Raw genomic sequence first — 26,595 nt, 5'->3', positions numbered from 1 at the left:
CACAATCCGTGGAATTGTTCGGGATTATCGCAAAAACCATAAATATCTTGCGATCGTCAATTCGGTATGCTCGATTACGATATATACGGAATCGCACAAGCGATCGACAATGGAGGACGCCCCGAAGTGCAACCGCACCAGCCGGTTACCAACACGCCTGCGCCACACATCCCCGGAGAACCGGGCGTGTGGATTCTGGTCATGGGCGACATGTTCGTCTTCGCGCTGCTGTTCGGCACCGTGGCCTACTACCGCATGGACGGGCCGGAGGTCTTCCATGCCTCGCAGGCCAGTCTCAATCAGGCGCTCGGGCTCACCAACACTTTCGCGCTGCTGACCAGTTCGCTGTGCGTGGTGCTGGGCCTGAACGCCGCGCGCGAACGGCGTGGCGGACGCGGCTGGATCACGCTGGCAATGGCGCTGGGCGCGATGTTCGTGGGCTTCAAGCTGCTCGAATATGCGCAGAAAGGCGGCGAGGGTCTGCTGCCCGACACCAACATGTTCTTCATGCTCTACTTCGTGCTGACCGGCATGCATCTGGGTCATGTGCTGCTGGGGCTGCTCGCGCTGTTCTTCATGCGCCGGGCGATCGATCCCGACATCTCGCCCGAGAACCTGCGGCTCGTCGAATGCTGCGCCATCTTCTGGCACATGGTCGACGTGCTGTGGGTGATCCTGTTCGCCATCTTCTACCTGCATCGATGAGAGCCATGACCGCGAAACTCCATAGCCCCGTCGCCACCTGGCTGATCCTGGTGGTCGCCACGCTGCTCTCCTACGTCGCGTGGATCGATCCCGAGCGACTCTCTCCCGCAGTCGCCGGATCGGCGGTGATCCTGATCGCGATGGCCAAGGCGTGGCTGATCGGCATGCGCTTCATGGAACTGGAAAGCGCCGTGCTGCCGCTGCGGATCGCCTACAACCTGTGGGTGGTGGTGGTCGGGGCGGTGCTGCTGGCGATGTTTGCCGTGGCGTGATGGCGACCGGCCAGACATTCCACTCTCGTCATTGCGAGCGTAGCGAAGCAATCCAGGGCGGTTTTCGCGGCCCTGGATTGCTTCGCTACGCTCGCAATGACGATTAGGCGCAAGGCACAAGGCCAGCCTAACTCCCCGCCGAAACCTCGCGGCAGTATTCGGCGAGGAATTCGGCGTCCACCAACGGCTCGAACAGCGCGCCCAGTTGCAGCAGGCAGGTGTTGATGACGCCCGCGCGTGCCGGTTCCAGATCCTTGTCGCGCGCCTTCTGGAAGAACATGCAGCCCCACATCAGATACCAGATGTTGTCCGCCAGCGCAGAGGGCGAGTTGGGGTAGCGCAAGGGCCGCACCACCTGTTCGTTGACGCCGCGCTGGACCAGTTGCGCCAGCCCCATGCGCGCCTGCTGCTCCACCCGGCGGAAGGCATCGACGATCTCCGGATCGAGCCGGTGCAGCGCCATCATCGAGGTGAAGAAGAACCGGTAGTCCCAGATCAGGTTGAGCATCGAGCGCAGCAGCCGGTGCGTCTCCGTGGCCGAGGGCATGCGGGTGCCGCTGAGCAGTTCGGCCAGAAACTGGCCCTGCATCTGGCTGATCTCACGGTCGAAACTGTCCTTGAGCGCGATGACGATATCGCGCTTCTTGGGGAAGTAGTACGTGAGATTGCCCGACATGATGTCGATGCGCTCGCAGATCATGGCGATCGAGGTGCCGTCGAACCCTTCGAGGTTGAACAGGTCGCGGCTCGCCGTCAGGATCAGGTTGCGCGTCGAGGGCCTGACGCCCGCTTCGCGGTCAGCAGCCAACTTGCGCTGACCGTTCGTGGACGCCATTCTTCGCACCTTCTTCAGCGGGGCGGGAGCCTGCGCCCCCGCGCCCCTTGGTCCTGATTGGCCGCCCAAGTTACCGGCGACCGAGATATTTGTCGATCTCGGCATGGTAGTGCCGGATGCGGATCTCGGAATCGCCCAGCAGGATGCCGCCGAAGGCCTTGCTGCGGATGCCCTTCTGCACCAGCGGCACGCGCAGAGCGTCCTGCGCCAGCACCGCGCCGAATTCCTCCAGCGTCTGCGGTTCGCGCACGTCGGGCCGCTCGGAGCCGTCCCAGCCGGGGGTGGAGGTCGCCTCCGGCCCGATCGAGGCAATATCCACCACGCATTCCTGCGTGCCGGGCACCGGCAGGTTCAGCGAGATCGCGCGGTAGAAGCTCTTTTCCGGGTCGGTGGGATGCGGGCGGAATATCTGGATCAGCAGCGCCTCGGCGAAGTAGTTGATGGTGATGTTGGGGAACACGAAGTAGTTCCAGTCGTCCGTCACCCGCCGGTCGTCGAGCTGGTCGAAGAAGTCGGTGTAGCCGTGGCGCGCCGCCCATTTGCGCTTGGTGTCGGCCAGCGCCTTCCAGTATTCGTAGCCCTTGATGTCGGTGTAGTCGTCGGGGTTGCCGCCGAAGAACTGGACGTACATCTGCAGGAACGGGTTGACCGTGTCCTGGTCCTCGTGCCGCCCGGAAACGAAGCCGTAAGGCACGATCATGCGGCTGAGGCCATGGTCGTAAAGGTCGTACTGCGTCTCGTGCGTGGCCGAGAACGGGATGACCTCAGGGTGGACCTCATCCGCATGGTAGAACTCGATGAAGGCGTCGAGCGCGGTCTTCCAGTTGGCGTCCCAGGTCGTCTCGAAGTCGCCGATCACGCGGAACTTGTCGAGCGGGAAGACCTCCATGTGCTCGATCATGACGTTGAGGTGATCGCGAAGGCTGATGCCCTCGTCCGCCATGCTGATGAACACCAGCGTGTTCCACACCCCGCAGCGCATCCGCTTGAGGCCGGGGCGGTGCGCGATCGTCTCGCGTCGGAACAGCATCTCGTCCTTGATCTCGACGTTCTTGCCGGTGCGGTCGAACTTCCAGCCGTGGAAGTCGCATTCGAAGCAGCCCTTCTCGCCAAGGCTGCCGAAGCGCTGGCTGACGATGCGGTTGCCGCGGTGCGGGCAGACGTTGAAGTAGGCGTTCACGCCCTCGTCGCCCGGCCCGTCGCGCACGACGATCACCGACTCGCGGCCGATGTCGATCATGAAGTAGTCGCCCACTTCGGCAAGATCGTGCGTCAGCCCCGCGAACTGCCAGGTGCGCGTCCACATGTGCTCCCATTCCCGCTCCGCCTCGTCGCGCGAGTAATAGCGCTCGGCGCTCAGCACGCTGCCGCCGTGGTCGATGAACGGGGCCTTGGCGCCCGGATCGCCCGGCGCCGCATCGGGGTAGCGCACGAAGCCGGTTTCATGGGAATATCGGGGGGTGCTCTGGAAGTTCATTCTTGCCTCTCCAAAGGGTCGTTCATATCGGCTATATGGTTCGCCTGCTTACTGATTGAATAGACCCTCACGATCGGGTACGTCAACCTTTCTAGTAGGCACGTACAAATCAGGGAACGGCGGGATTGTGCGCTTGCAGGCGCACGACCTTCGCCTGTTTCGTGCAGAGCTACGGCAAGAACGCAATGTGGAGAGATTCGCGATGAACGCCCCGACCGATCCCCGGACAACCGCGCCCGCCCCGCTCGACCCGCAGGAGGTCAAGCTGTCACGCACGGCGACGTGGAGCGGGATCGAGACGCCCGCCTTCTACGGCCCGGCCGGCGGCGGCGATGCGGATTACCGCGCGAAGCAGGCCGATCCGGGGCAGTACCCCTTCACGCGTGGCAGCTACCCGCAGATGTACCGCAGCCGCATGTGGACCTTGCGCAACATCGTCGGCTACGGATCGCCCGAGGATACGCTGGCGGGCATCCACCAGTCGCTGGCGGGCGGCTCCACCGGCATCAACATCGTGTTCGACGTGCCGACCCAGCAGGGCATCGACCCCGACCACCCGGCGTTCGGCATGGAGGTCGGACTGGAGGGCTGCTCGGTCCCCTCGCTCCCCGACATGGAGCGGCTGATGGCCGACATCGACGTGACCCGCACCGACGTCGCCTGGCACGCCACGCTGTTCGCCTATACGCTGACCGCCGCGATGGCCAAGCGGCGCGACATTCCGCTCGATCAGATACAGGGCTCGCACATGCCCGACCACCTGCAGCAGACACTTTCGGGCTGGGGCACGCATGTCGTGCCGACCGACCTGGCCCACCGCGCCACGGTGGACTGCGTGGAATTCTGCGTGCTCAACAGCCCGCGCTGGGCACTGGGCATGCCGCAGGCCTATGACCTTCGCGAACGCGGCGCGACCCCGGCGGCGGAGATCGCCTTCGGCATGGCGATCGTCAACAAGACCATGGAAGACCTGATCGCGCGCGGCCTCCACGTCGATCAGGTGGCGCCCAGCATCGCCTGGGTCTCCACGTCCGACATCGATTTCTTCGAGGAAGTCGGCAAGTTCCGTGCCCTGCGCCGGATGTGGGCGACGACAATGCACGAGCGCTTCGGCGCGAAGGACGCCCGCTCGATGCGGCTGCGCATGGCGTGCCACACTTCGGGCAAGAGCCTCGTCTTCCAGCAGCCGATCAACAACATCACCCGCGCCGCGCTGCAGAGCTTCGCTGCGCTGTGCGGCGGCGTGCAGAGCCTGGAGGCCTGCACCTACGACGAGCCGATCTGCATCCCCACCGAGGAAGCGCGCGAGATCGCCACGCGCACCCAGCAGATCCTCGCGCACGAAGTCGGCGCGGCGCGCGTCGCCGATCCTCTGGGCGGCAGCTACTACGTCGAGGCCCTGACCGATCGGATCGAGACCGACGCCAAGGCCCTGCTCGCGCAAGTCGAGGACATGGGCCTGCTCAACGCGGTGGAGAACGGCTTCATCGAAGGCTGGATGGACGCGGCGAACCTGCGCTTCGAAGAGGAGCTGGAAGCAGGCGAGCGGTTGCAGGTCGGCAAGAACTGCTTCCAGTCGGCCGACAGCAAGACCCCGCCGCGCTTCGCCTTCAACCCGGCGAATACGCAAGACCATATCGCCCGCTTCAAGGCGATGAAGCGCGACCGCGATCAGGCGGCGGTGCAGGCCACCTTACAGCGCCTCTACGACGACGTGCGCGCCGGGCGAAACATGCAGCCGGGCATGATCGACGCCTTCCTCGCCTCCGCCTCGATCGGCGAGACCTGGGGCGTGGTGCGCATGGGCATGGGGCAGGCCTATGATGCCTACCGGACGCTGGAGTGTCCGTTCGCGCTGACTTGAGGGAGCAGGCGGAGCGGATGTTGCCCGACCGTCATCCCGGCGCAGGCCGGGATCGCCGGCAAGGCCGCGCGATCCCGGAACGCGGCGTTACATCGCAAGAGTACCCAGCGGTCCCGGATCACGTCCGGGACGACGATAGCGCTAGGTGCGTTAAAGGTAGGGAGCGGACCTGCCCCAAGGGCGCCTCGTCATCCTGAACTTGTTTCAGCATCCATCGGGCAGTTGGTGCCGGCATTTTGTGTCGCAAACTGCTATCTCGGTTCGCTCATCACGAAACCGAGCTATTGGCTTGATGGCCCCTGAAACAAGTTAAGGGTGACGGCGGATTTGGGTGGGAAGCGGACGCTAACACCACCTCCTACTTCGCCAGAATAGCAGCGCAAAACTACCTAATGCCACGGTCAGAGCGACGTATGCTGCGCCAAAGAAAGGTCCCATGCCAGCTTGACCATCGGACATGGGACCCGACGTTTCCACTTGCCACCACGCAAGGCGAAACACGATCTGGTATGCCGCGACCGCTGCTGCCCCCGCTCCGAGCAACGAAATCACTAGCCGTTTGATAAGAATCAGCATGCGCAGAGAGTGGGGCATTCGGGAACTAGTCGCAATGTGCTGAAGGTCCGCAACGGGGCGGATGCCGATAGGTAGCTTTTGCCAGCAAGGAGGTGGATTCCGGGCAGGCAGTATGTATGTTCAAGGCATGGAAAAGAGCCTTTGCATCGCGACACTGCCATTGGCGCTCATCGCATATCTTGTTCAGGGTAAGATCGCGTCTGCCAAACTCGTGGTCTTAGGTGGAATTGCCATCATGGTTTCACTTGGCGCTGCATTTGCTGGGACAGTGATGCCGTTCACGCGCGACCTGTCCGCCGCTGACACCGAGATTGCTGTCAGTGGCATCGCAGCAATTGGAATCTTCGGTGTCCTCTTAGCGGTCCCCGCGCTTTCCGATATTTTATTGCGACGCCGGAAGGTCTGATAAGTGGCGAAAGCCGCCGAACACCAAACTACCGTCGATCAGCAAAAGAACGGCCACAAAACGTGCGCGTCTAGGATTTTCCTACAGGCTGTCGATGCGGGTACATTTGCCGTATGCCCCACCCCGCTTCACCCTGCGCATCCCGCCTATACCGCGGGCAAATGCACGAAATGCAAGGTGACATTTCCCGCGCACAAGGTGACACATCCGCACCGCAAGGTTACACATGCCGCGCAAGAAAAATCACGGTTTTCCGCCAAAATCGCACTGTCCCGGCCCAAGGTTACACCGTTTCCCCTCTGGACCGTGTAAACCGTGTAAACCCGGTGTCACCTTGCGCGGCGAGCAACCTATTGCTGGAAGGTCTTTTCCGCCGACACGCGGTTCAGCCAAGACACGATGTCCTGCATCGTGGTGCCCGGCCCGAACAGGCCGCTGACGCCCATGTCGCGCAGGGCGGCCTCGTCGTCGGGGTGGACGAGGCCGCCGACCATCACGCTGACATGGCCAAGGCCCGCCGCCTTCATCGCATCGGTGAACAGCTTCATGTAAACGAGGTAGCCGGCGGTGGAGAAACTGAGGCCGACGAATTCCGGCTCGGCCTCGCGCACGCTTTCGACCATCTGGTCGATGGTCAGGTGCTCGCCGGCGAAGACGACCTCAATTCCGGCGCTGCGCAGCATGCTCGCCACCGTGCGGATGCCCTTGGTGTGGACGTCCGACCCCAGCATGCCCAGCACGCAGCGGATGGCGTTGCCCTGCTGGCGCGGCAAGCCTTCTGCGGTCATTTGCGGAAGAGCCGGAACAGCGCGAACAGCCCCAGCAGCCCGCCGCCGATCAGCGCGGGAACCGACGTGCCACGCACCGGCATGACCGCGGCCTTGGCCATCGTCGGCACCGACATGGTGCGGAAGGCCGCGCGCATATCCTCGGGCCGCAGCACGGCCTTGACCGGCACGGCGCCCATGATCGTGCCGGACACGATCAGGTTGCCGCCTTCACTGGTGATGCGGGTGATCTCCATCAGTTCGGAATTGTCGGTCGTATAGAGCTTCATGGCAATGTCCTTCGCAAGATGGGTCAGAGATGGAACACGGCGTTCAGATCGATGCCCATGTCCTTACACATGACCATCGCCGTGGGCCGCCCGCCCAGCGTCACCGTGCCGCCCGGGTGCATGAACGGCCCGGTGAGGTAGAGGCCGTCGATACCCGGCACGCCGTAGTTGGCGAGCGCGGGCGTCGGACGGCGGCCGAGGATCTGCCCGCCCGCCGTGCCGATGCCGAAGATGTCGCCGTTCTGCATGCTGGCGGAATGGCGGTGGTGGTCCAGCGGCGTCTCGATCAGACGGCCGAGGATGTGGCTGTCCTTGAGGTTGGTCGTGTACTTTTTGAACGAGGTCCAGACATGCTCGCCATATTCGTCGCGCAAGTCCTCCCACGCCGCCAGGCCGCCGTCCTTCAACTCCATCGGCGCGAAGTGGTAGAGGTAGAGCGCGCAGTTCTCCGGCTTGGGAACGCGGGTCTTGTCGATGTAGCTGTTGATGATCGTCAGCGGGTTGAAGTGGCCGTAGGGCACTTCGCCGTACTTGTAGCCATCGTAGATCTTGCGCATCGCCTCGAAATCGCCGCGCGGCATGTATTCGACGACCATCGACTTCTTGAGGATCGGGTCGTTGCCGCCGATATATTCGGGCTCGACCGAAAGCGAGATCTGCTGGTTGACGGCGCCATGGTTGGACAGGCGCACCTCGCGCGCGGCCTTGGCGATCACCGGATCGACCTCGGGCACCAGATCGCCGAGCAGATGCGGGTGGATCGATGCCAGCACCGCCTCCCTTGCCGAGATGACCTCTCCATCGGCCAGCTCCACCCCGCTTGCCCGGCCGCCCGAGACGATCACGCGCGTCACATGCGCATTGGTGCGCACGGTGCCGCCGAAGTGCTCGACCGCCTGCGCCAGCTTGTTCGAGAGCTGCTGCGTGCCGCCCTTCACCGCGAAGGCGCCGTTGGCGTGGACCAGCGCGAAGAGGTTGAAGACGAGGATGCCGGTGCCGTTGGCCTCCGGGTTCTCCATCGCCTCGCCGATCCACTTGAGGTGATGGAGGCGCACCTCGACCGATTCGAAGTAGCTGCAGATGATGTCGTAGGCGCTGATGTAGAGGCTGCGCACCACTTCGTCGCCCAGCGGATTGCCTTCGAGCAGGCCCATGAAGCGATTGAACGGCATCGGCGGGTTGGCCATACCCATGCTGAGCAGCGGCGCCAGTGTGACGCAGCGGCGGCCCAGCTCGCGGTACGCCTCGGCGTCCTTTTCGGAGAATTGGGCGATCGAGGCTGCGGTGGCGTCGATGTCCTTGCTGGAGACGAGGATCGAGCCATCGTCGAACAGCGTCGTGAACGCCGCCTCCCACTCGATGAATTCCAGCCCGAACTTGGAATAGAGCCCCAGTTCGTCGTTGCGCAGCGCCGGGCTGCTGAAGCAGGTCATCAACCCGGTGGCGTGGGGATCGTGGATGAAGCCGGGCGCGACTTCGGTGGACACCGCGCCGCCGCCGACGTGATCGTTCTTTTCCAGCACCAGCACGCTCTTGCCGGCCTTGGCCATGTAGGCCGCCGCCGTCAGCGAATTGGAGCCGCCGCCCACCACCACGATATCGTACAAAGCCGTCACCGCATCGCTCTCCCGCTCGCGAAATCCCCGGCGCCGACATTTGGTTCGCCAGCGCACCTTATCGAATCGATCTAGGGCAAGCGATCCATGTCTGTCCAGCCCCTTTGTGCAGCTTTCAAAGCTACACTTCTGCTGAATTTAAGGGCATTGACCAGCAGCCTAGTACGTGCGACCAATAATGGATTGCTAGCACACTATAAGCGTGGAGCGAGGGGATATGGAAGTATTTATCGCCGGCCTGGGATTCGATCTCGGCAGCGACTGGGGCATTTTCTGGACCTGCACGGCGTGGACCTTCGCGGTCGTCACGCTGATCTGGGTCATCGGACTTTTTCAGCCCACGCACTCGATGATGGATGGCTGGTACGGCTTCGGTTACGCGACCGCCGCGGGGCTTGCCTACCTGCTGACGAAGACGTCTTCGCCCACCGCCGCAGTCGTGTTGCTGATGGCGGGGCTGCACGGCTGCCGCCTCGGCTGGTATCTGTCGAAGCGCTGGTTCGGCTATGCGAAGGAAGGCGGCGGCGACGCGCGCTATTTCGGATTCAAGGACAAGCTTTCGCCCGGCTACTGGTGGAAGAGCTTCTTCGTGGTAATGGAGCCGCAGGCGATCGTCATCGCGGTGATCGGCATCCCGTCGGTCTGGGGGATCATCGGCAACCGTTCGGACGCGCCGATCGGGGCGCTGGGCATCCTGGGCATGATCGTCTTCGGCGTCGGCTATTATTTCGAGACGGTGGGCGACGGCCAGTTGCAGGCGTTCAAGGCGGACGCCAACAACAAGGGCCGCTACTTGCGAACCGGCGTATGGACCCACACGCGCCATCCCAACTACTTCGGCAACACGACCGTATGGTGGGGCATCTGGCTCACCGCTGTTGCAGGCAATCCGTCGATCTGGTGGACCGTCGCGGGCCCGCTGTTCAACACGGTGATGCTGACCGGCGTGCTGGGCAAGGCGTTCCAGGACAAGCACATGGGCGGGCGCCCGGCCTACCAGAAGGTCATGGCCGAGACGCGCGGCTTCCTGCCGCTGCCGGTCCGGAAGGCCTAAGAGCGAAGGGCGTGCGATGACGGCAGCCACCGCCTTGGACGAACGCACCGAGGAGCACGACCTGCTCGCCGCCGACGCGCTCGCGCCCGGCGAGATGACCGGGGTGCGCGCGGGGCGCTGGTCCGTCCTCCTCGTGCGCACGGCCGAGGGGTGGCACGCCCTCAACGACCGCTGCCCCCACGCCGCCGCGCGCCTCTCGCCCGGGCGGCTGCGGGGGCGGCAGGTGCTCTGCCCACTGCACGGCGCCCGCTTCGACATCGCCAGCGGACGCTGCGCCGGCGCCGCCTACGGCGCGGTGCGCACGTTCCCGCTGCGGGTTGAGAACGGCCGCGTGCTGGTAACGCTGCCCGCGCGGCCGCCCGAGATGGTGGAGACACCACTTAACTGACGAACAGGAAAGGCCTGCAACGACAGGCCGAACGGGGAGAGAGAAAACAATGCGGTACAGCATCACGGCTCTTGCGATCGCGCTGGCAGCGCACGCGACCGCCGCGTCCGCGCAGGAGGACAGCGCGGCGACCGATGAGGAAATCATCGTCACCGCCGGCAAGATCGGCACCAATCTCGATCGCGCGCCCGTCGCCGCCGTCTCGCTCAGCGGCGAGACGCTGGAACGGCTCAATATCCAGAGCGTGCGCGATACGCAGATCCGCATGCCCTCGGTCGTCTACGACACCAGCGGCGGATCGGCGCAGGTGTATATTCGCGGCATCGGCACCAATTCCGCCTACGCCGGGCTGGAATCGAGTATCGGCACCTATCAGGACGGTGTCTATCTCCAGCGGCAGGTCGGCGCCGCGCTCGACGTGGTCGACATGGCCGGGGTCGAGGTGCTGAACGGGCCGCAGGGATCGCTCTACGGCCGCAACGCGACCGGCGGCGTGATCCTCGTCACCACCAAAGACCCGACCGACCGCTACGAAGGCTCCGCCTCGGTCGAGTACGCGCGGTTCGACAGCGTGACCGCCGAAGGCGTCGTCAACGTGCCGCTCTCGCAGGACTTCGCGGTGCGCGTAGCGGGCAAGTATGCCTATAGCGACGGCTACGTCACCAACGTCGCCAACGGCGACAGGCTGGGCGGCTATCGCAATGCCACAGTGCGCGGCAAGCTGGGATACAATCCGGCAGGGCCGTTCTCGGCGGTGCTGGCGGTCGAATATTCGCGGCAGGTCAGCGATCCGATCGCCCGGCGGCGCCTGACCGGCGCGCCCGAATGCCTCGCCTGCGCCGTCTATGGCGAGAACCTGCCTGCGCCTGGCGGCTTCTACGAAGTGGACCAGACCCGTTCGCGCGACACGCTGATCTCCTACACGGCCGGCACACTCAATTTGCGTTACGAGGGCGAGGGCTTTTCGGTAGTCAGCGTGACCGGCTACCGCGACTTCTCCTACAAGGTCTTCGTCGATCAGGACTTCGCCGCCGGAGACCTGTTCCGCACCCGCGCCGAGGAATATGGCTGGACCTTTACGCACGACAGCTTCGTGCGCACCGACTTCGACGGCCCGTTCAATTTCCTGCTCGGCGTCAGCGGAGAGATCGACCGCGACACTCTGCTCGGCCAGTTCTTCGGCGATGCCTTCGGCAGCTTTCAAGGCGGGATCAACCATTCCCGCGTCGATCTGCGCTCGATCTCACCTTATGGTGAGTTCTACTATGCGATCACGCCCAAGCTGAAGCTGACGCTCGGCGGGCGCTACAACATCGACGAGAAGAAGCTGCGGGTCACCAACGACCCCACCGCCGTCCTCGCGCCAGGCGCCACCGCGCAGTTCCGCCAGAAGGACGTGTTCAAGGACTTCACCCCGCGCGCGGTGCTGTCCTACGAATTGCCCGACGGCACCGTCTACGCCAGCTTCAGCCGGGGTGCCAAGAGCGGGGGCTACAACACCCCTGCCCTCAACCCGCTGGTGCCGCTGCAGTCGGAAAAGCTGACGAGCTATGAAGTCGGCGCCAAGACCGCGCTGTTCGACCGCCGCCTGAAACTGGCCGCTGCCGGGTTCTATTACGATTACAAGGATATCCAGGTCAGCTTCGTCGATGCCGCGAGCGGCGGCGTGCGCGCGGAGAATGCGGCGAATGCGCGGGTCTACGGCCTCGAACTGACCGCTTCAGCCGAGCCGGTCACCGGCCTCACCATCAGCGGCGGCGCAACCTGGCTGGACGCGAAGTTCAAGAGCTACACATCGGCGGCGATCTTCTGCCCCAAGGCCTATGCCTCACCCGGATACCCGGGCTGCCCGACGCCGACCGGAGGCCCCGGCATGGTCAACGGCGTCGCCGACCTCTCCGGCTCGCGCCTGCCGCGCGCGCCCGAATGGTCGTTCTCCGCAGCGGTGGACTACACGATTCCGCTGAGCGACGATTATGACGCGATCCTCACCGTGGCCGATCGCTATACCGGCAGCTACGATTTCCTCGCGGGCGCGGGCGGACCGCTGGGCCTCAGCCGTCAGGATTCGTTCCACATGGTCACCGCCAGCGCCTCGCTGGTACAGCGCCCGGGCGGGCTCAAGCTGCGCGCCTTCGTGGAGAATCTTGCCAAGGCGAAGTACTATCTCGACCTGCCGACATCGGCGTTCGGGATCGCCGGCTCGGTCGGCGCGCCGCGCACGTACGGCGCCAGCATCGGTTTCAGCTTCTGACAACGGGAGGAGAGGTTCCCATGACAATGACCCAGACTCTGAATCAGGCGGTAAACAAGGCCCGGCAGATGACCGAGCACATCCGCAGCGACGACATTCCCTGGCTGCCCTACGGCCCCATTCCCAATTCAGAATGGCGGGTGCTGCAGGTGGACGAGGAGTGGAACATCGTCGTCATGAACTACCGCATGGGTCCGTGGGTGACCACGCCCGTCCACGGCCACCACTGCGCCGCCACCGCCTATACGCTGGAGGGCGAGTGGTTCTACGACGACTACCGTTTCGAGGCAGGCGACATCGCCTTCGAGATCGGCGAGGAAACCCACCAGCCCATCACCAAGGACAAGGGCGCCACGCTGCTGACCACGCTGATCGGCGGCAAGGGCAACGACCGGCTGCTGGAGAACCACTTTCCCGACGGCACCACGCAGATGCTGCGCACCCGGCTGTTCAAGGCCTGCGAGCGCCTGACGCCCGAAGAGTTCGCCAAACTCGATCTGGCGACGCTGTTCGACTGAGATGAAAATCCTTGTCCTCGGCGCCACCGGCTATCTCGGTCGCCATCTGGTGCGCAACCTCGTCTCCGGCGGCCACGCGGTTTCCGGCTTCGTGCGAGGCGAAGTCGGAGCACGCACCGTCGCCGAGGATGGGGCACAAGCCGTACGCGGCGACCTGACCGATATCGCCACCGTTCCCGCAGTGGTGGACGATTTCGATGCCGTCATCATGGCTGCGCAGCTGATGCTGGACGAGGAATACCGCCTCGTCTCCGCCATGCTTGATGCGCTGGAAGGCACCGACCGTTGCTTCGTGTTCACCAGCGGCACCAGCGTCATGTCGATCCCCACAGGCGGCGACTGGGACGAGCGCAGCTTCGCCGAGGACGAGCCTTTCGTCCCCCGCCGCCAGATCGCCCCGCGCCTCGCCGCCGAACAGATCGTGCGCGACGCCGCCGCGCGCGGGGTTCGCGCGATGGTGGTGCGCCCGCCACTCATCTGGGGCAACGGCGGCTGCCAAATCATCGCGCAGTTCTACCATTCCGCGCGCGAGACCGGCGCGGTGTGCCATGTCGGCCGAGGCCTCAACGTCTATTCCAACGTCCATGTCGAGGATCTGGCACAGCTCTATCGTCTGTGCATCGAGAAGGGCCGCGCAGGCGCTCTCTACTTCGCGGTGGCGGGCGAGGTCAGCTACGGCGTGATGGCTGCCGAGATCGCCCGGAATCTGGGCGTCCCCACCCGCAGCGTCACGGTGGAGGAAGCCTGCGAAATCTGGGGCAAGGGGCTAGGCGGGATCGTGCTGTGTTCATGCAGCCGCCAGCGCAGCCCGCGCGCACGCGAGGAACTGGGCTGGGCGCCCGATCCGGCCCGGCTCGATATCCTGGAAGACTGCCGCAACCCCGCTTACGCCGCGCAGACGGACCGCCCCGCCGCCTCATGGGTGCGGTCCGCGTCCTGACTATCCGGCAAAAGCCGGATAGTCGGTGTAGCCCTTCTCCTCGCCGACATAGGCATAGTCGAAGTTCGCCTCGGCGAGCGGAAGCCCCTGCCGGAAGCGCGTCACCAGATCCGGATTGGCAATGTAAGGGCGCCCGAACGAGATCGCATCGGCCTTGCCCTCGGCAATGAAGCGCGCGGCGGTTTCGGCATCGAAGCTGCCGTTCTGGATCACGCTGCCGCCGAAGGCCTCGCGCAGATCCTCGATGACCGGCTTTTCGGGCGCCTCCATGAAGCCTGAAGCAATCGGCTCGATGAGGTGGATATAGGCCAGCCCGGCCTCGCGCGCCGCTCTGCCGATCCCGCGCGCGAGCGCGGCCGGATCGGCGTCTCCCATCCCCTTGCGTTCACTCGTGGGACTGATACGCAGGCCGATCCGTCCCGGCTCGATCTCCCCGGCGACGGCGGCGAGCACTTCGCGCAGGAAGCGCAGCCGGTTATCCACGCCGCCGCCGTAGCCGTCGGTGCGCAAGTTCGATTTCGACTGCAAGAACTGATCGATGATATAGCCGTTGGCGCCGTGCACCTCGACCCCGTCGAAGCCCGCGCGCATGGCGTTGCGCGCACCGCGACGATAGGCGGCGACGACACCGTCGATATCCGCCTGCGTCATCTCGCGCGGGATCGCATAAGGTTTCATCGGCAGGAACAGCCCGGTATCGCCGTCGGGGCGAGGCGCGAAGGTCATCCCCTCCCCCGCGATCGGCGAAGGGCCGACCGGTGCCTGCCCGCCGATGTAGTCCGGCAGCACCAACCGTCCCATGTGCCAGAGCTGGGACACGATCCTGCCACCTGCCGCGTGAACGGCATCCGTCACCGCCTTCCAGCCTGCCACCATCTCGTCACTCCATATGCCGGGGACGCGATACCAACCCATGCCGAGCGGATCGACCGCAGTCGCCTCGCTGACGATCAGTCCGGCGTCCGCGCGCTGCGCGTAGTAGCGCGCCATCAACGCAGTGGGGATATTGCTTTCGGTCGCGCGCGCGCGCGTCAACGGCGCCATTATGAGGCGATTGGGCAGGTGCAGAGCACCAAGGGTCGCAGGCTGGAACAGGCGATCGGCAGACGGCATGCGGGCTCTCTTAACACGTTGATATCAACGCCCATACATATAGTTCGCATGATAACTATATGTAAATCGATAAGTGTCGCTTTCAATCTCACAGGGTTATCGCGCTACCACATGGGGCCGGGGCATTCCCGGCTGCTGTCCATGATGCATCAGGTTTCCGATAGTGCAGGCTGCGGCATCGCTGCGTCTGCAGCGGCTAATTGATTACCTCGCCGACGCTGGCCTCCAGGCTGACGCCTCGGGTGGCGCCGGAATATATTTGCCGAGATGCCATGCGACGGGCTGCCATCGCACGTCATGGCTTCGTGCTTACCTTCAATACAGCGAATAATCTCTTTATTGGATTGTACAGAAGCCAATTCGCGACCATGCTGCCATTCCAACACGGAATGACGATGTGGATCGATTATCGACGTTGCGACTGCTGACCCGCGTAATCGAGCTGGGCAGCTTTACGCGTGCCGCGCACGAACTCCGCTTGGGGCAGCCATCCGTCAGCAAGCAGATTGCCTCGCTCGAGGCGTATCTGGGAACGCGGTTGCTGGAACGCACATCTCGCGGACTCCGCCCGACCGCAGCAGGCCTGGACCTCTATCATTCTGCGCTGCGCCTGATGAGTGACCTTGAGGAAACAGAGGCGCGCATCCGGGGCGGATCAACAATCCCAAATGGCCTTGTGCGCATTGCGACCCCTCCGGCACTTGGGCGGATGTATATAGTACCCCGTCTTCCTGCGTTTTTCGCACAGTTTCCGGAGATCGAGATTGAGTTCACGGCCGGGCAAGCTTTTGCCGACCTGGTCAAGGACGGGGTGGATGTCGCGCTGCGCGTCGGTGAGCTTGGTTCGTCAGGCCTGATCGCCCGCAAGATCGGCGAGATGCAGATGGTTACCGTTGCATCTCCCGGCTATCTCGCCACGCATGGGATTCCGGTGAGACCACAGGACCTGGCACAGCATAATCTCATTGCTGCTCAGACCGGAGGGCGGGTCGTCGAATGGCGGTTCAGCAGCAAGGAGGGAACGGTTGCGATAACGCCGACGAGTGCGTTCCGATCGAACGAAGGCGAGGATCTGCGGGCCGCAGTTCTCGCAGGTCTGGGCATTCTGCACGGACCAGGCGCGCTGTTCCAGGCGGATATGGAAGCCGGCAAGATCGTCAGGCTTCTTGAAGGCTACACGACCGATGCGGACCCGATCCACCTGGTAACCTTGAGCGGACGCAAAATGCCGTATCGCGTGCGCGTCTTCATCGACTTTCTGGCGGCGACCTTCGCCAGCGAGCCTGCGCTTCGGATGACCTGATCATTCTTACAAGGAATGGTTACTATGTCTGGCCACGGTCTACATCCGAGGGTTTGCCGACCATAGATCCGGTTGGTGGCGCCAAGACGACGCCAGCCAGATTAGGACAGCATCATGTTGAAAATCGACCAACCCACCTATACTGCGGACAAACTCGCAGCAGCGGAAACCCTGTACCGCTTTGCGGCTGGAATCGACCTCAAGGATGACGACTTGCTCGCATCGGCCTTCGCGGTGGATGCTGTGTCCGATTTCAGACCCGCGGCCGCCAAGGCCGGTTTCGAATATCCGGTGCTGCAGGGGCGGGAGAATATCGTCGCCGCCCTGTCCGGATCGCTCAAGTCGCTCGCCACCACGCATTCGATCAGCAACCCGCGCGTCACCGTCGATGGCGACCGGGCTCGGCTGGATGCACTGGTAGAGGCACAGCATGTGCCCGCGGCCGACCCTTCGCGGCACTATCTCATGAAGAACCGCTACGATGTCGAACTGGTCCGAAACGATGATGCGTGGGTTATTCAGCGCGTCACGATCGATAACATCTGGCGCTCCGGCGATCCCGCAGTGCTCTCCGACATCTGAATACCAGGCGACTTTCGCCAAAAAGAAAGATTCTCATGAAGCTGAATGGAAAAGTCGCGCTCGTCACGGGCGCGTCGAGCGGCATCGGCGCGGGCATTGCACGCGCCCTGGCCGCCGAGGGGGCGGCGGTGATCGTGAATTACGCCGCCAGCAGGGACGAGGCCGAAGCGGTGGCGGCCTCGATCGAAGCCAAGGGCGGAACCGCCACGGCCATGCAGGCCGACATGTCCAGCGAGGCGGACGTCGTGCGCCTCTTCAAGGACGTCATCGCGCGGCACGGCAAGCTGGATATCCTCGTCAACAATGCCGGAGTCGCACAGTTCGAGACGGCGGAGAGCCTGACCGAAGACGCGTTTCACAAGCAGTTCAACGTGAACGTGCTCGGCTATTTCCTGGCTATCCGCGAGGCGGTCAGGCATTTCGGCGAGGATGGTGGCAGCATCGTCAACATCAGCTCGATCCTCAGCACGCATCCGTCTCCCGGCACCAGCATCTATGCCGCGACCAAAGGCGCGGTCGACACCATGACTTATGCGCTGGCGCGCGAACTGGGCCCGCGCGGCATCCGCGTGAACGCCGTCATGCCGGGCTATACCAACACCCGCGCGACCCAAGGCAATTTCGCCGGCGCACTGGGCGAAAGGCTGCTCGCCGAGACGCCGCTGGGGCGCTTCGGCGAGCCGGAGGACATCGCGCCGACCGTATTGTTCCTGGCATCGGACGATGCCCACTGGATCAGCGGCGAGTCGATCAGGGCCACCGGCGGGGCGCGCGGCGTCTGAAGTGTCAGGGCTGGTCCCGGCCTGAAATCTGCGCCTTGCGGAAGCAGGCCGGGACATGGTCGTTGGTGATGCCGACGGCCTGCATCCAGGCGTAGACGATCGTCGGTCCGACGAACTTGAAGCCTCGGGCCTTCAGATCGTTCGAGATGGTCGCCGACAGCGCGGTCTGCGCGTCGGTGACCTTGCCTTCGATCGGCTTGCCCGCAGTGAAGGACCAGCAATAAGCTGCGAAATCCTCGCCGCGATCCTGCATGTCGTTGTAGATTTGCGCGCCCCGGATCGTCGCCTCGATCTTGGCCCGGGCGCGGACGATGCCGGGATCGCCCATGAGGCGTTCGATATCCTGCTCGTCGAACCGGGCGACTGTCTGCGGATCGAACCCGGCGAAGGCTGCCCGGAACGCCTCACGCTTGCGCAGGATGATCTCCCAGGAAAGTCCCGCCTGGAAGCCTTCCAGCATCAGCGTCTCCCAGAGCATGCGGGAATCGCGTTCCGGCACGCCCCATTCGGTATCGTGGTACTGCTGCATGAGCGGGTTCGATCCCGCCCAGCCGCAGCGGTGCTTGTCGTCCATAGTCAGTTCCTCCTGTCGCATCACTGATCGACGATCCGGGTATCGGCGATCGTCCCGGCAAAGCCGTTGCCGAACAGCGTGGCCGGGGTCTGGAAGCCCGGCCGGGCTTCGCCGCCCGCGACCCGCCGCGCCGCTTCCGCCGCCGCGATCGTCGTGAAGGTATAGCCGTTTACGGTATCGAGCAGCGAGCGAACCACGGTGCCGTCCTCTCCCGTCACTTCCACTGCCGCCTGATAGCGATGGGCTTCGCGCTGTTCCAGCGTGGGGCCATCCGGCATCTGCGCCAGATCGCCCTCGGGGAAGGCGCCCTCCGACACGTGAACGAACGTCTCGATGTTCGGGATGCCCGTCGCGTGCCAGATCGTGATGAGATCGGGCAGCGTCACCGGGAAGGCCATGGCCGGGCCCTTGCCGAAATCGAAGGCGCGGACCTCATCCGCATTGCGGCCGACCAGCGCGCCGTCGACGCGGCGGAGCGTCTGCGCCGTCACGTTCTCGCTGGCGCTGACCGCCGACCCGCGCGAGAAGCCGCCGGTGACATGCAGCGCGATGCTGACCTTGATGGGAGCGGCCACTCGCTTCGCCGCGTGTCCGGCCAGCGATCCGAGCATTGCCACGCTGCCGCCGCTGCCGGGCAGCAGCATGACGCCCGCCGCCCTGGCTTCAGCATCCAGCGTCTCGGCAAGCCGGTAGCTGTCCATCTCGGCCGCGATGTCGAGATAGTGGACTCCGCTCGCCAGGCATGCACGCATCAGCGGTTCGGCCGTGTGCATGAAAGGCCCGGCGCAGTTCACCAGCACGCCGATGCCGTCCATTGCCGCGTGGACAGCGGCGCGATCATTGGCCGCGAACAACCGGTACTCCACCCCCAGTTCCGCGGCGAGCAGGCCGAGCCTGCTTTCGTCCTTCACTCTTCCGGCGATGACGAAGTCCAGCCCGTGCGCCTTCGCGTTAGCGCAGACCATGCGCCCGGTGTACCCGGCCGCGCCATAGATGATCAGTTTCGTCATGTCAGTGCTGCCAGTTCTTGTAGGTGAATTCGAGGCTGTATCCGTCCGGATCAAGCACGTTCGCGGCGTAATAGCGTGGATCGTAATGGAGCCGGGGGCCGGGCGGTCCGTTGTCGGTCCCGCCCGCCGCGATGGCGGCGGCATAGGCCGCATCCACCTCCGCCCGCGAACCGGCGATGAAGCCGACGTGCGCGGCACCGCCCTCGACGGTGCCCGGCCGCAGCCAGAAAGCCATCCGGTTGTCCTTGCCAAACCCCTTGAGGTCCGGATGCCCGGGAGGGCCGTCCTTTCCATCGTAATCGACCCGCTGCGTGATCCCCAGCGGCGTCAGTGCGGCGGTGTAGAAGGCGATCGCGCGATCGAGATCGCTGACCGACAGGAAGACGTGATCGAGCATATGGCTCTCCCGTTCAGATGATGTAGCCGCCGGCGATTTCGATCGACTGCGCATTGACCCAACGATTGTGATCGGAAAACAGCCCCGCGATGGCGCCGCCGACGTCGTCCGGTTCGCCGACCCGGCCGAGCGCGGTCTGCCCGGCCAGCATGGCCTCGAATTCGTCATCGAGACCGCCGCCCAGATCGGTGCGGATCGCGCCCGGTGCGATCGAATTGGCACGGATGCCGCGATGCCCGAACTCCTTCGCCATGTAGCGGGTAAGCACTTCGAGCCCGCCCTTGAAGCTGGCGTAAGGGGCGACACCGGCGGTCGCGACGCGGGTTGTGGCACTGGCGACATTCACGATATGCCCGCCATCGGCCATGAGCGGCAACAGCGTCTGCGTCAGGAAGAACGGTCCCTTGAGGTGCACGGCGAACAGGCCGTCGAACTCCGCTTCCGTGACCGTCGCGATCGGATTGAAGACGCCGTAACCCGCGTTGTTGACGAGGCCGTCGAAATCCTCGCGGCCCCAATGGGTCTTCAGCGCGGCGCCGACGGCATCGCGGAAGGCGGGAAACGTGGAGGTGTCAGCGACGTCGAGCTTCAGTGCGGCCGCCTCGCCGCCATCCGCCTCGATCCCGGCGACGACGGCTTCGGCACAGGCGGGATTGCTGTTGTAAGTGAGGATGACCCCCATGCCGTCCCTGGCGCAAAGACGGGCGGCGCTGGCACCGATGCCCCGGCTCCCACCGGTGATGATGACGATTTTCATTGGGTAGTTCCTCGCGATGTTGTCGAGCCTTGAACTACGCCGATGGGCCGGACGGCGCTCACCGGATCCTCTTCGATCCATGCCTATTTCTGCTTTTGACTTGGCCGGGTGAACTGTGCGTGAGATGGTCATCCGCATGAACGCGAACCTCACCGAACTGCGCCGCCTGGCCGCGCATGCCGAAAACCGGCGCACCGACACAGGCATACCCCGGGTCGCGATGGTGCAGGGCGAAATTCCCGAACATCAGCTTGCAGCGGTCTACGATCCGATGATCAACCTCATTCTCACCGGATCGAAGACGATGACGGTCGGAGACCGCACGCTGCGCTACGATCCGGCCACTTATTTCGTGATGTCGATCGACCTGCCCGCCGTGGGCTCTGTCCACCCGGCCGAGACCGGCGAGCCCTATCTGGCAGTGAGCCTCACGCTGGAGCCGACGATCGTTGCAAACCTGCTGGCCGACCTGCCCAAACCTGCCGGAGGGGATATCTACAGCCCCGGTTTCTCGATCGCGCCGGTGACGGAGGAACTGCTCGACGCCTGGGTGCGCATGCTGCGCCTGATGGAGCGCCCCGCCGATATCGCCGCGCTGGCTCCCGCCTACGAGCGCGAAATCCTCTACCGCGTCCTCCAGGGGCCGCATGGCTGGATGTTGCGCGACATCGCCGCGCCCGGCACCGCACTCTCACGCGTCAGCATCGCCATCCAGTGGATACGTGAGAATTTCACCAGGCCGCTAAGGGTCGAGACCCTGGCCGCGATGGCGGCGCTCAGCGTTTCCGCGTTTCACCGGCACTTCAAGGCGGTCACGGCGCTCAGCCCGCTCCAGTATCAGAAGCGGATCCGCCTGCTTCACGCCCGGTCGCTGCTGATCGCCGGAGAAGGCAATGCGACCTCGGTTGCATTCGGCGTCGGCTACGAAAGCCCGACCCAGTTCAGCCGGGAGTATTCCCGCTATTTCGGCCTGCCGCCGTCGAAGGACTCATTACAAACGTCCGAAAGGTCAATTCGACGATAGCGTAGACGGGGAACATGCGGGTGCACTGGCAGACTGACCACGATATCGGCCGCCATTCGCGGCATGGCAGATAAACCACATTTGTCAGCCAAGACCGGCCATTCTGCAATCGGGCAGGACGGCGGGCCGCTGCTGACGTAAGCAGCTCAGGCGCAATGCGCCCATTCCCGCCGCTCCTCTGAACAAGAGCCTCTCCCAAAACCTGCCGTTCGCGTAGCCGCGGCGCCTTACAGTCCGAAGGCGAGTCTCTGTGACTTGCCTCTGGCCGCGAGTACGATCTCCTGATTAGCAGATATCGGATGAAACGGGCATCCACCGCATCAGTTCAAACCGCTCCCGTAGCGCACAATGCCAAGCACACGTGTATGCATGAGGCTGTGAGTGAGAACGTATCGATTAGAAGCCGGGGTACAAATCAAATCATGTAGTCACAGTTGTTGAAAAACCTGCCGCTGAGCAACAGCGGCAAGCTTTTCAATTGCGTCGATATGCCGCCGCAGCAATCAGCCCTGGATGCGGAAATTCACACCGATGGTGCGTGGTGCGATGCCGTAGATCAGGCCGGTCAGGCCACCTTGCGTCATCACCGATGTCTTGCCCAGAGTGTCGCCCACGTTCTGGCAGAACAGGTACAGCCCCCAGCGCTCGTTCTCCACGCCCGCGCGCAAGTTGACAGTGCTGAAATCGCCATAGCTGTTGTAGGACGGGTCCGTGGTACGGAACGTCGAACGCATCTGGCCGGTATAGGCGAAATCGGCACGTACCAGGGCATTCAACTGATCGTTCAATGCCCAAGTGTAGTCTGCCGCAGCGGTAACCGTCCACTTCGGGGTATTGGGAATGCGATCCCCGTCGCGGCCGGTCGTCCCTGTGATCAGGACCGCGTCATTTGCCTGGTCCTCGGTCAGCTTGGCATCCGCATAGCCAACGCCGCCACTCAGGTTGAGTCCGGTCATGGGAACCGCAATGATCTCCACTTCGCCGCCGCGGATGCGTGCCTTGCCCGCGTTGGTGATGAAGGAGTAACGACTGTCGAGCGTGCGGGCCGAAGTCTGCATGCTGTCCCAGTCGATCTGGTAGACCGCAGCGTTGAAGGTCAGGCGATTGCCGAACCATCCGGTCTTTATGCCCGCTTCATAGTTCCACAGGCCATCGGCCTTGTAGGGCACCAGGCTGTCTGGCAGGCCTGGAACGTTGTTGGCGCCGCCCGGACGGAACCCCTGCGATGCAGTGGCATAGACCAGCGTGCGCGGCGTGGCCTGATAGCTGACATTGAACTTCTTGAGCCAGCCGCTTGCCTGAGTCGTTGCGGAGGTGAAGGCGCCGGGTGTGCTGTTGAACAGGGGGGAGCCCACAGTCATCTGGCCGCCGGTGGTCTTCTTGTAGTCGTAGTAGCGCAGGCCCGCCGTCAGCGTTAGATTGGACACCGGCTTGACCGAAACATCAGCGAAGCCGGCCACCTGCCGCGACTTGGTCTGCACGAAACGCGATTGCAGCATCACCAGGGGATCATAGTACTGGCCGGTTTCCGGGTCAGCCTGGACGTTCTGCGACACGATGTGATCGTTACGCTTTTCGTAGAAGGCGCCAACCGTCCACTGCAGCCAGTCGGGCATTTCATCACCCGAAGCCAGGCGCACTTCGTAGTCTTGCGACCGGACATACGCAGGCTGATAGGCTAATACCGGCAACAACGACTGGGCGTAGCTGGTCCAGTTCGCCATTTGGGTGGCGTCGCAGGCCGCACCGTAATAGGCTCGGCAGTTTGTCGCAGAGGTGGAATTCGCCCGTGCGGTCGGCGTGAAATCGGCGGAGCGATTGTAGGCATACTTGTAGTAGCTTGCCGTACCCGTCAACGTCGCGAAGCCAAGCGAACGCTGGCCCGTCAGGTTGTAAAGCTGGGTATCGGTCTCGAAAGGCAGGCGCACTTCGGAATCCGTCTTGTAACGGCCGACTTGCGCGAACCAGCCCTGCATGTCGTCCGCCATTGCGTGCTGGTATAGCGCCGAGGCGGTGATCGTGGTGTCTTCATCCGGCGTAAAGGCCAAGAGTCCGCGCACGCCCCAGGTTTCCTGATCGTTGACGTTCTTTTTGCCGTAGTGCGTATTGTCGATCCAGCCGGGACGCTTTTCGTAGAAGCCGACCACTCGCACAGCCAGCTTGTCTTCGATCAGCGGGGCGTTGACCATGCCCTTGGCGAAGTAGCCTGCCGATCCGCCCTTGGTCGTGGTGGCCTGCATTTCTCCGGCGTAGTCGTACTTGGTGGCATCTGGCTTGTTGAAGATGATCCGCATCGTGCCTGCCATCGAACTGGCACCGTAAAGCGTACCTTGCGGACCGCGCAGCACTTCGATGCGCTCGACGTCGAACAGATTCACGTCTGCCGCATAACCGCCCGAATCCTGGGTCGTGCCCGAAGGGCCGGTCACCGGCGTCTCGTCGTAGTAGACCCCGACCACGGCTTCGCCAGCCGCATTGATGCCACGGATGGTGATGCGATTCTGGCCGCCCTGGCCGGCCGTCACGTTCATGTTGGGAACCTGACGGAAGAAGTCGTTGAGCTGCGTCGCACCGGTCTTCTGCAGCGTATCGGCCGAAAGCGCCGCGATGCTGAGCGGTGTAGTCTGGATGGTGCCGTTGCGGCGCAGCGCCGTTACGACGATGTCGCCGCCTATGTCAGCCTGCCCCTCTTCGTCCGCAGACGCGGCGGGCGATGTATTCGAATCCTGCGCATATGCAGGAGCGGAGACGGCCAGAACCAAGCCCATGGCGCCCGACATAAATAGTTCGGTCTTCTTCACGATAGCAAACTCCCTGATCTGAACTGCGACCTTCTGGTATTTCATCTCCCGGCACGGCCGCTTTGCGGGGCTCGCGCGTGGACTTTCGCTTCTTCCGCATCGCGCCCCTCATGCAGGCGCGATATCCTTTCACGTTGCCTCTTGGGTCCGAGAGCGCCATTGACCTGCCGGAATCGCCCTGGAACGCGACGAAGTGCGTCAGTTCCGATCTGCATCGCGGATGCAGCGTTGTTGAATTTCAAACCTGAAGTAATATCCCGCAACGATGCCGTAAATTTGCTGCATCCCGTCCGGCGCGGTAAACCAATGCGATGGCGGCGGCGTACGACAGCGTCATGTGTGCCTGAACGCTTGTCATCGTGCCACCTTTCCATGTCGCGACGCCGCAGCCGGGTTATAGTCAGCGCCCGCTTGAACGATGCTGCGGCTCATCACGTAAATGCCCGGGACGATACCATCACGCTCGGCATATTCCTTGTAGATGGCATGGTTGTCCCGGCCCGCGAGGCCGAAGCTTTCGACAACCGCCGACTTGCCTGACGATGCCGCATAAGCCGCATCGCTTGCCCCGCCGAACGGCTGGTCCACGATCTTGATCGGATAACCGGTCTCGTCTCCGGCGCTGCGGGCAAGTTCGGCGAACCGGCGCGAAAGCATGGTCGGCAACAAGGGTGGCCGTGAATAGTCCACTGCGAATGCCACATGCGTTCCCGCAACCGCAGGGGAGGCAGCGAAGTCGTTCAGCCGCGACAGCAGGGCTTCGACGTCGGTGCGCTGCAAATAGCGGATATCGGCCGAGGCCTCAGCCTGGTCCGGGATCACATTCGCCTTCTGACCAGAGTGAGAAAGGGTCCAGTTGAACTTCAGGCCTTTGTCCGGAAGCGACCAGTCGCGCGTACGGGCAATGATATCCGACGCTTCCACCAACGCATTGCGCCCCTGCTCAGGTGCCACTCCGGCATGAGAGGCCGTACCAGTGACAGTCATCGTCAGCCGCGCAATCCCGCTCGTCGCGAGCAGCCGCTGGGTTCCTCCGGGTTCGGCCGAAAGCGTGAAATCATGCTGCGATGCCAGGCGAGCAATGATATCCCGCGACCCTGCCGAGCCGGTTTCCTCATCGGGGTTGAACAGCACGGTTATCGTCGAAAAGTCCTCGAACCCCAGTCGCCCGAGCACCGCGAGCGACGACAGGATCATCGCGATGCCGGACTTGGCATCCAGCGCGCCGGGACCGTGGATGCGGTTGCCTTCGGCCTTGTACTTCCAGCTCCGACCGGTGCCCGCCGGATAAACGGTGTCGTAGTGTGCCATCAACAGGAACGAACGGCGGCCCTTGCCCTTCAGCGTGCCCACCACAATACTTCCCGGCGAAGGCGGGGCGGCAAGGCGTGAAACCTGGAAGCCCAGGCCCTTGAGCCTTTCGGAAAGATAGTCAGCCGCAACCGAAAGCCCCGCCGCATTGTCCGAGCCGGAGTCGATGTCCACCAAGTGCTCCAGCGTCTGTAGGAACGCCTGCTCCTCGACAGCCGAAGCGGCTTTCAACTCCGGGACAGACGGCGCCTTCGCCCATGCCGGGGGCGCTATCGCGGCGGCAACGGCAAGCGAGGTCATGGCCAGAATCTTGGTGCGCATGAATATCCACCTCAAAATTGCGTTGTCGAACGGCACCGGCTTCTGCCCTTGGCCGGAGACTTGCGAAATATATTTCCTGCCTGTCTGCAGCCCTCGGCCGAAGATGATGGCAGGTACCCGCCCTCGCCACCATGCGCCTTGCCTGGCTCGCTGCTTCAAGGCGAACGCACGATATGCTGACTTTCGCCTACGAGCGCATCCATATGAACGGAAAGTCATCACCGGCGTTTTCTGCATTCAGATTATATCAATAATGATCTCTGTCTATAGATTCTTTGCATTCGCCGAAAATTTTGAATTCAGCCGCACCAGGTGATTATGACGCAGCCAAAAACCACGCTTTAGCGCCAAAATTTTAATTTTTCTCAGGATTCAGGGCCATAAGATTCGATAGAGCAAAAGGGCCTATGGGCGCTTAGCATAGCCGCGCCCCTAGACTCATCGCAATACAGCTCAGGATTATCGCCGGATAAAATCATTTACCCTTGCAGAAATCTCGCTAAATTGTATTCTAATTTCAGAAGGCGCATCAGCCGCCTTCGGCAGCATACTTTCCACCGGCACCTACGGCCCAACCTGCACGCCGAAGGCACCCGGCAACGAGGTTCGCAATGGGCAGGCGCCTGACGCTCTACATTCTCATCGGCATGGTCCTCGG

General features: G+C 63.4%; 25 protein-coding genes. 13 read left to right on the top strand and 12 right to left on the bottom strand.

Annotation, left to right across the window (positions count from 1 at the left end):
* The first annotated feature begins 126 nt into the window (after window positions 1-126).
* Window positions 127-705, top strand: a complete 579-nt coding sequence (locus QRN25_RS22410) for a cytochrome c oxidase subunit 3 (protein ID WP_285021476.1) — start codon at window positions 127-129, stop codon at window positions 703-705.
* 5 nt (window positions 706-710) lie between these two features.
* The gene (locus QRN25_RS22405) at window positions 711-977 is read left to right on the top strand and encodes a cytochrome C oxidase subunit IV family protein (protein ID WP_285021475.1); all 267 of its coding nucleotides are present in this window, start codon (window positions 711-713) and stop codon (window positions 975-977) included.
* A gap of 127 nt (window positions 978-1,104) precedes the next feature.
* Here QRN25_RS22405 and QRN25_RS22400 read toward each other — a convergent pair whose 3' ends face one another.
* Together QRN25_RS22400 and QRN25_RS22395 are read right to left on the bottom strand one after the other, a co-directional pair.
* The gene (locus tag QRN25_RS22400) at window positions 1,105-1,812 is read right to left on the bottom strand and encodes a TetR/AcrR family transcriptional regulator (RefSeq protein ID WP_285021474.1); all 708 of its coding nucleotides are present in this window, start codon (window positions 1,810-1,812) and stop codon (window positions 1,105-1,107) included.
* A gap of 70 nt (window positions 1,813-1,882) precedes the next feature.
* Complete coding sequence (locus QRN25_RS22395; protein ID WP_285021473.1) at window positions 1,883-3,289, bottom strand: aromatic ring-hydroxylating oxygenase subunit alpha; 1,407 nt, start codon at window positions 3,287-3,289, stop codon at window positions 1,883-1,885.
* Window positions 3,290-3,491: 202 nt separating this feature from the next.
* Here QRN25_RS22395 and QRN25_RS22390 point away from each other — a divergent pair, with 202 nt between their 5' ends.
* Window positions 3,492-5,153, top strand: a complete 1,662-nt coding sequence (locus QRN25_RS22390; RefSeq protein ID WP_285021471.1) for a methylmalonyl-CoA mutase family protein — start codon at window positions 3,492-3,494, stop codon at window positions 5,151-5,153.
* A gap of 703 nt (window positions 5,154-5,856) precedes the next feature.
* Window positions 5,857-6,135, top strand: a complete 279-nt coding sequence (locus QRN25_RS22385) for a hypothetical protein (protein ID WP_285021469.1) — start codon at window positions 5,857-5,859, stop codon at window positions 6,133-6,135.
* Window positions 6,136-6,485: 350 nt separating this feature from the next.
* Here the strand turns inward: QRN25_RS22385 and QRN25_RS22380 are convergent, their stop codons facing one another.
* Genes QRN25_RS22380 through QRN25_RS22370 form a run of 3 tightly spaced genes read right to left on the bottom strand, consistent with a single transcriptional unit; the run spans window position 6,486 to window position 8,808 of the window.
* Window positions 6,486-6,923 carry a cobalamin B12-binding domain-containing protein gene (locus tag QRN25_RS22380; protein WP_285021468.1) on the bottom strand — a complete coding sequence of 146 codons (438 nt, stop codon included), beginning with the start codon at window positions 6,921-6,923 and terminating at the stop codon, window positions 6,486-6,488.
* On the bottom strand, window positions 6,920-7,192 hold the full coding sequence (locus QRN25_RS22375) for a hypothetical protein (RefSeq protein ID WP_285021467.1): 273 nt from the start codon (window positions 7,190-7,192) through the stop codon (window positions 6,920-6,922). Before QRN25_RS22375 ends, QRN25_RS22380 begins: the two co-directional genes overlap by 4 nt.
* A gap of 23 nt (window positions 7,193-7,215) precedes the next feature.
* Complete coding sequence (locus QRN25_RS22370) at window positions 7,216-8,808, bottom strand: phytoene desaturase family protein (protein ID WP_285021466.1); 1,593 nt, start codon at window positions 8,806-8,808, stop codon at window positions 7,216-7,218.
* Between the two features lie 217 nt (window positions 8,809-9,025).
* Between QRN25_RS22370 and QRN25_RS22365 the strand changes: the two genes are divergently transcribed.
* From QRN25_RS22365 to QRN25_RS22345, 5 genes are read left to right on the top strand one after another with little or no spacing between them, the layout of a single operon-like run.
* Window positions 9,026-9,862, top strand: a complete 837-nt coding sequence (locus QRN25_RS22365; RefSeq protein ID WP_285021464.1) for a DUF1295 domain-containing protein — start codon at window positions 9,026-9,028, stop codon at window positions 9,860-9,862.
* A 16-nt stretch (window positions 9,863-9,878) separates the two neighbouring features.
* Window positions 9,879-10,250, top strand: a complete 372-nt coding sequence (locus QRN25_RS22360; RefSeq protein WP_285021462.1) for a Rieske (2Fe-2S) protein — start codon at window positions 9,879-9,881, stop codon at window positions 10,248-10,250.
* A gap of 49 nt (window positions 10,251-10,299) precedes the next feature.
* Entirely contained in the window at window positions 10,300-12,504 is a 2,205-nt protein-coding gene (locus tag QRN25_RS22355; protein ID WP_285021460.1) for a TonB-dependent receptor, read from the top strand.
* A 20-nt stretch (window positions 12,505-12,524) separates the two neighbouring features.
* The gene (locus QRN25_RS22350; protein WP_285021459.1) at window positions 12,525-13,022 is read left to right on the top strand and encodes a cupin domain-containing protein; all 498 of its coding nucleotides are present in this window, start codon (window positions 12,525-12,527) and stop codon (window positions 13,020-13,022) included.
* A gap of 1 nt (window position 13,023) precedes the next feature.
* Window positions 13,024-13,962, top strand: coding sequence for an NAD-dependent epimerase/dehydratase family protein (locus tag QRN25_RS22345; protein WP_285021458.1), 939 nt, complete (start codon window positions 13,024-13,026; stop codon window positions 13,960-13,962).
* Here the strand turns inward: QRN25_RS22345 and QRN25_RS22340 are convergent, their stop codons facing one another.
* Window positions 13,963-15,075 (bottom strand): alkene reductase, encoded by a 1,113-nt coding sequence (locus QRN25_RS22340; protein ID WP_285021457.1) that lies wholly within the window; start codon window positions 15,073-15,075, stop codon window positions 13,963-13,965.
* Window positions 15,076-15,490: 415 nt separating this feature from the next.
* On the opposite strand from QRN25_RS22340, the gene QRN25_RS22335 reads away from it, so the two are divergent.
* The 3 genes from QRN25_RS22335 (at window position 15,491) to QRN25_RS22325 (ending at window position 17,742) form a co-directional block, all read left to right on the top strand.
* Window positions 15,491-16,378 carry a LysR family transcriptional regulator gene (locus QRN25_RS22335; protein WP_285021455.1) on the top strand — a complete coding sequence of 296 codons (888 nt, stop codon included), beginning with the start codon at window positions 15,491-15,493 and terminating at the stop codon, window positions 16,376-16,378.
* 114 nt (window positions 16,379-16,492) lie between these two features.
* Window positions 16,493-16,960, top strand: a complete 468-nt coding sequence (locus QRN25_RS22330) for a nuclear transport factor 2 family protein (RefSeq protein WP_285021454.1) — start codon at window positions 16,493-16,495, stop codon at window positions 16,958-16,960.
* 35 nt (window positions 16,961-16,995) lie between these two features.
* Window positions 16,996-17,742: an SDR family NAD(P)-dependent oxidoreductase gene (locus QRN25_RS22325; protein WP_285021451.1), complete on the top strand. Its 747-nt coding sequence runs from the start codon at window positions 16,996-16,998 to the stop codon at window positions 17,740-17,742.
* Window positions 17,743-17,746: 4 nt separating this feature from the next.
* Here QRN25_RS22325 and QRN25_RS22320 read toward each other — a convergent pair whose 3' ends face one another.
* Genes QRN25_RS22320 through QRN25_RS22305 form a run of 4 tightly spaced genes read right to left on the bottom strand, consistent with a single transcriptional unit; the run spans window position 17,747 to window position 20,480 of the window.
* Window positions 17,747-18,316, bottom strand: coding sequence for a DNA-3-methyladenine glycosylase I (locus QRN25_RS22320; RefSeq protein ID WP_285021449.1), 570 nt, complete (start codon window positions 18,314-18,316; stop codon window positions 17,747-17,749).
* Window positions 18,317-18,336: 20 nt separating this feature from the next.
* Window positions 18,337-19,326, bottom strand: coding sequence for a saccharopine dehydrogenase family protein (locus tag QRN25_RS22315; RefSeq protein WP_285021447.1), 990 nt, complete (start codon window positions 19,324-19,326; stop codon window positions 18,337-18,339).
* A gap of 1 nt (window position 19,327) precedes the next feature.
* Complete coding sequence (locus QRN25_RS22310; RefSeq protein WP_285021446.1) at window positions 19,328-19,723, bottom strand: VOC family protein; 396 nt, start codon at window positions 19,721-19,723, stop codon at window positions 19,328-19,330.
* Window positions 19,724-19,736: 13 nt separating this feature from the next.
* Window positions 19,737-20,480: an SDR family NAD(P)-dependent oxidoreductase gene (locus QRN25_RS22305; RefSeq protein ID WP_285021444.1), complete on the bottom strand. Its 744-nt coding sequence runs from the start codon at window positions 20,478-20,480 to the stop codon at window positions 19,737-19,739.
* Between the two features lie 136 nt (window positions 20,481-20,616).
* Here QRN25_RS22305 and QRN25_RS22300 point away from each other — a divergent pair, with 136 nt between their 5' ends.
* Complete coding sequence (locus tag QRN25_RS22300; protein ID WP_285021443.1) at window positions 20,617-21,504, top strand: AraC family transcriptional regulator; 888 nt, start codon at window positions 20,617-20,619, stop codon at window positions 21,502-21,504.
* A 503-nt stretch (window positions 21,505-22,007) separates the two neighbouring features.
* On the opposite strand, the gene QRN25_RS22295 is transcribed toward QRN25_RS22300, so the two are convergent.
* Window positions 22,008-24,305, bottom strand: coding sequence for a TonB-dependent receptor (locus QRN25_RS22295; protein ID WP_285021442.1), 2,298 nt, complete (start codon window positions 24,303-24,305; stop codon window positions 22,008-22,010).
* Between the two features lie 354 nt (window positions 24,306-24,659).
* On the bottom strand, window positions 24,660-25,937 hold the full coding sequence (locus QRN25_RS22290) for a glutamate carboxypeptidase (protein WP_285021441.1): 1,278 nt from the start codon (window positions 25,935-25,937) through the stop codon (window positions 24,660-24,662).
* Between the last annotated feature and the right edge of the window lie 658 nt (window positions 25,938-26,595).

It is taken from the genome of Novosphingobium sp. fls2-241-R2A-195 (genome assembly GCF_030209485.1).
Taxonomy (GTDB): domain Bacteria; phylum Pseudomonadota; class Alphaproteobacteria; order Sphingomonadales; family Sphingomonadaceae; genus Novosphingobium; species Novosphingobium resinovorum.
The sequence above is the reverse complement of the archived record's forward strand: the minus strand, read 5'-3'. Positions and strand labels throughout refer to the sequence as shown.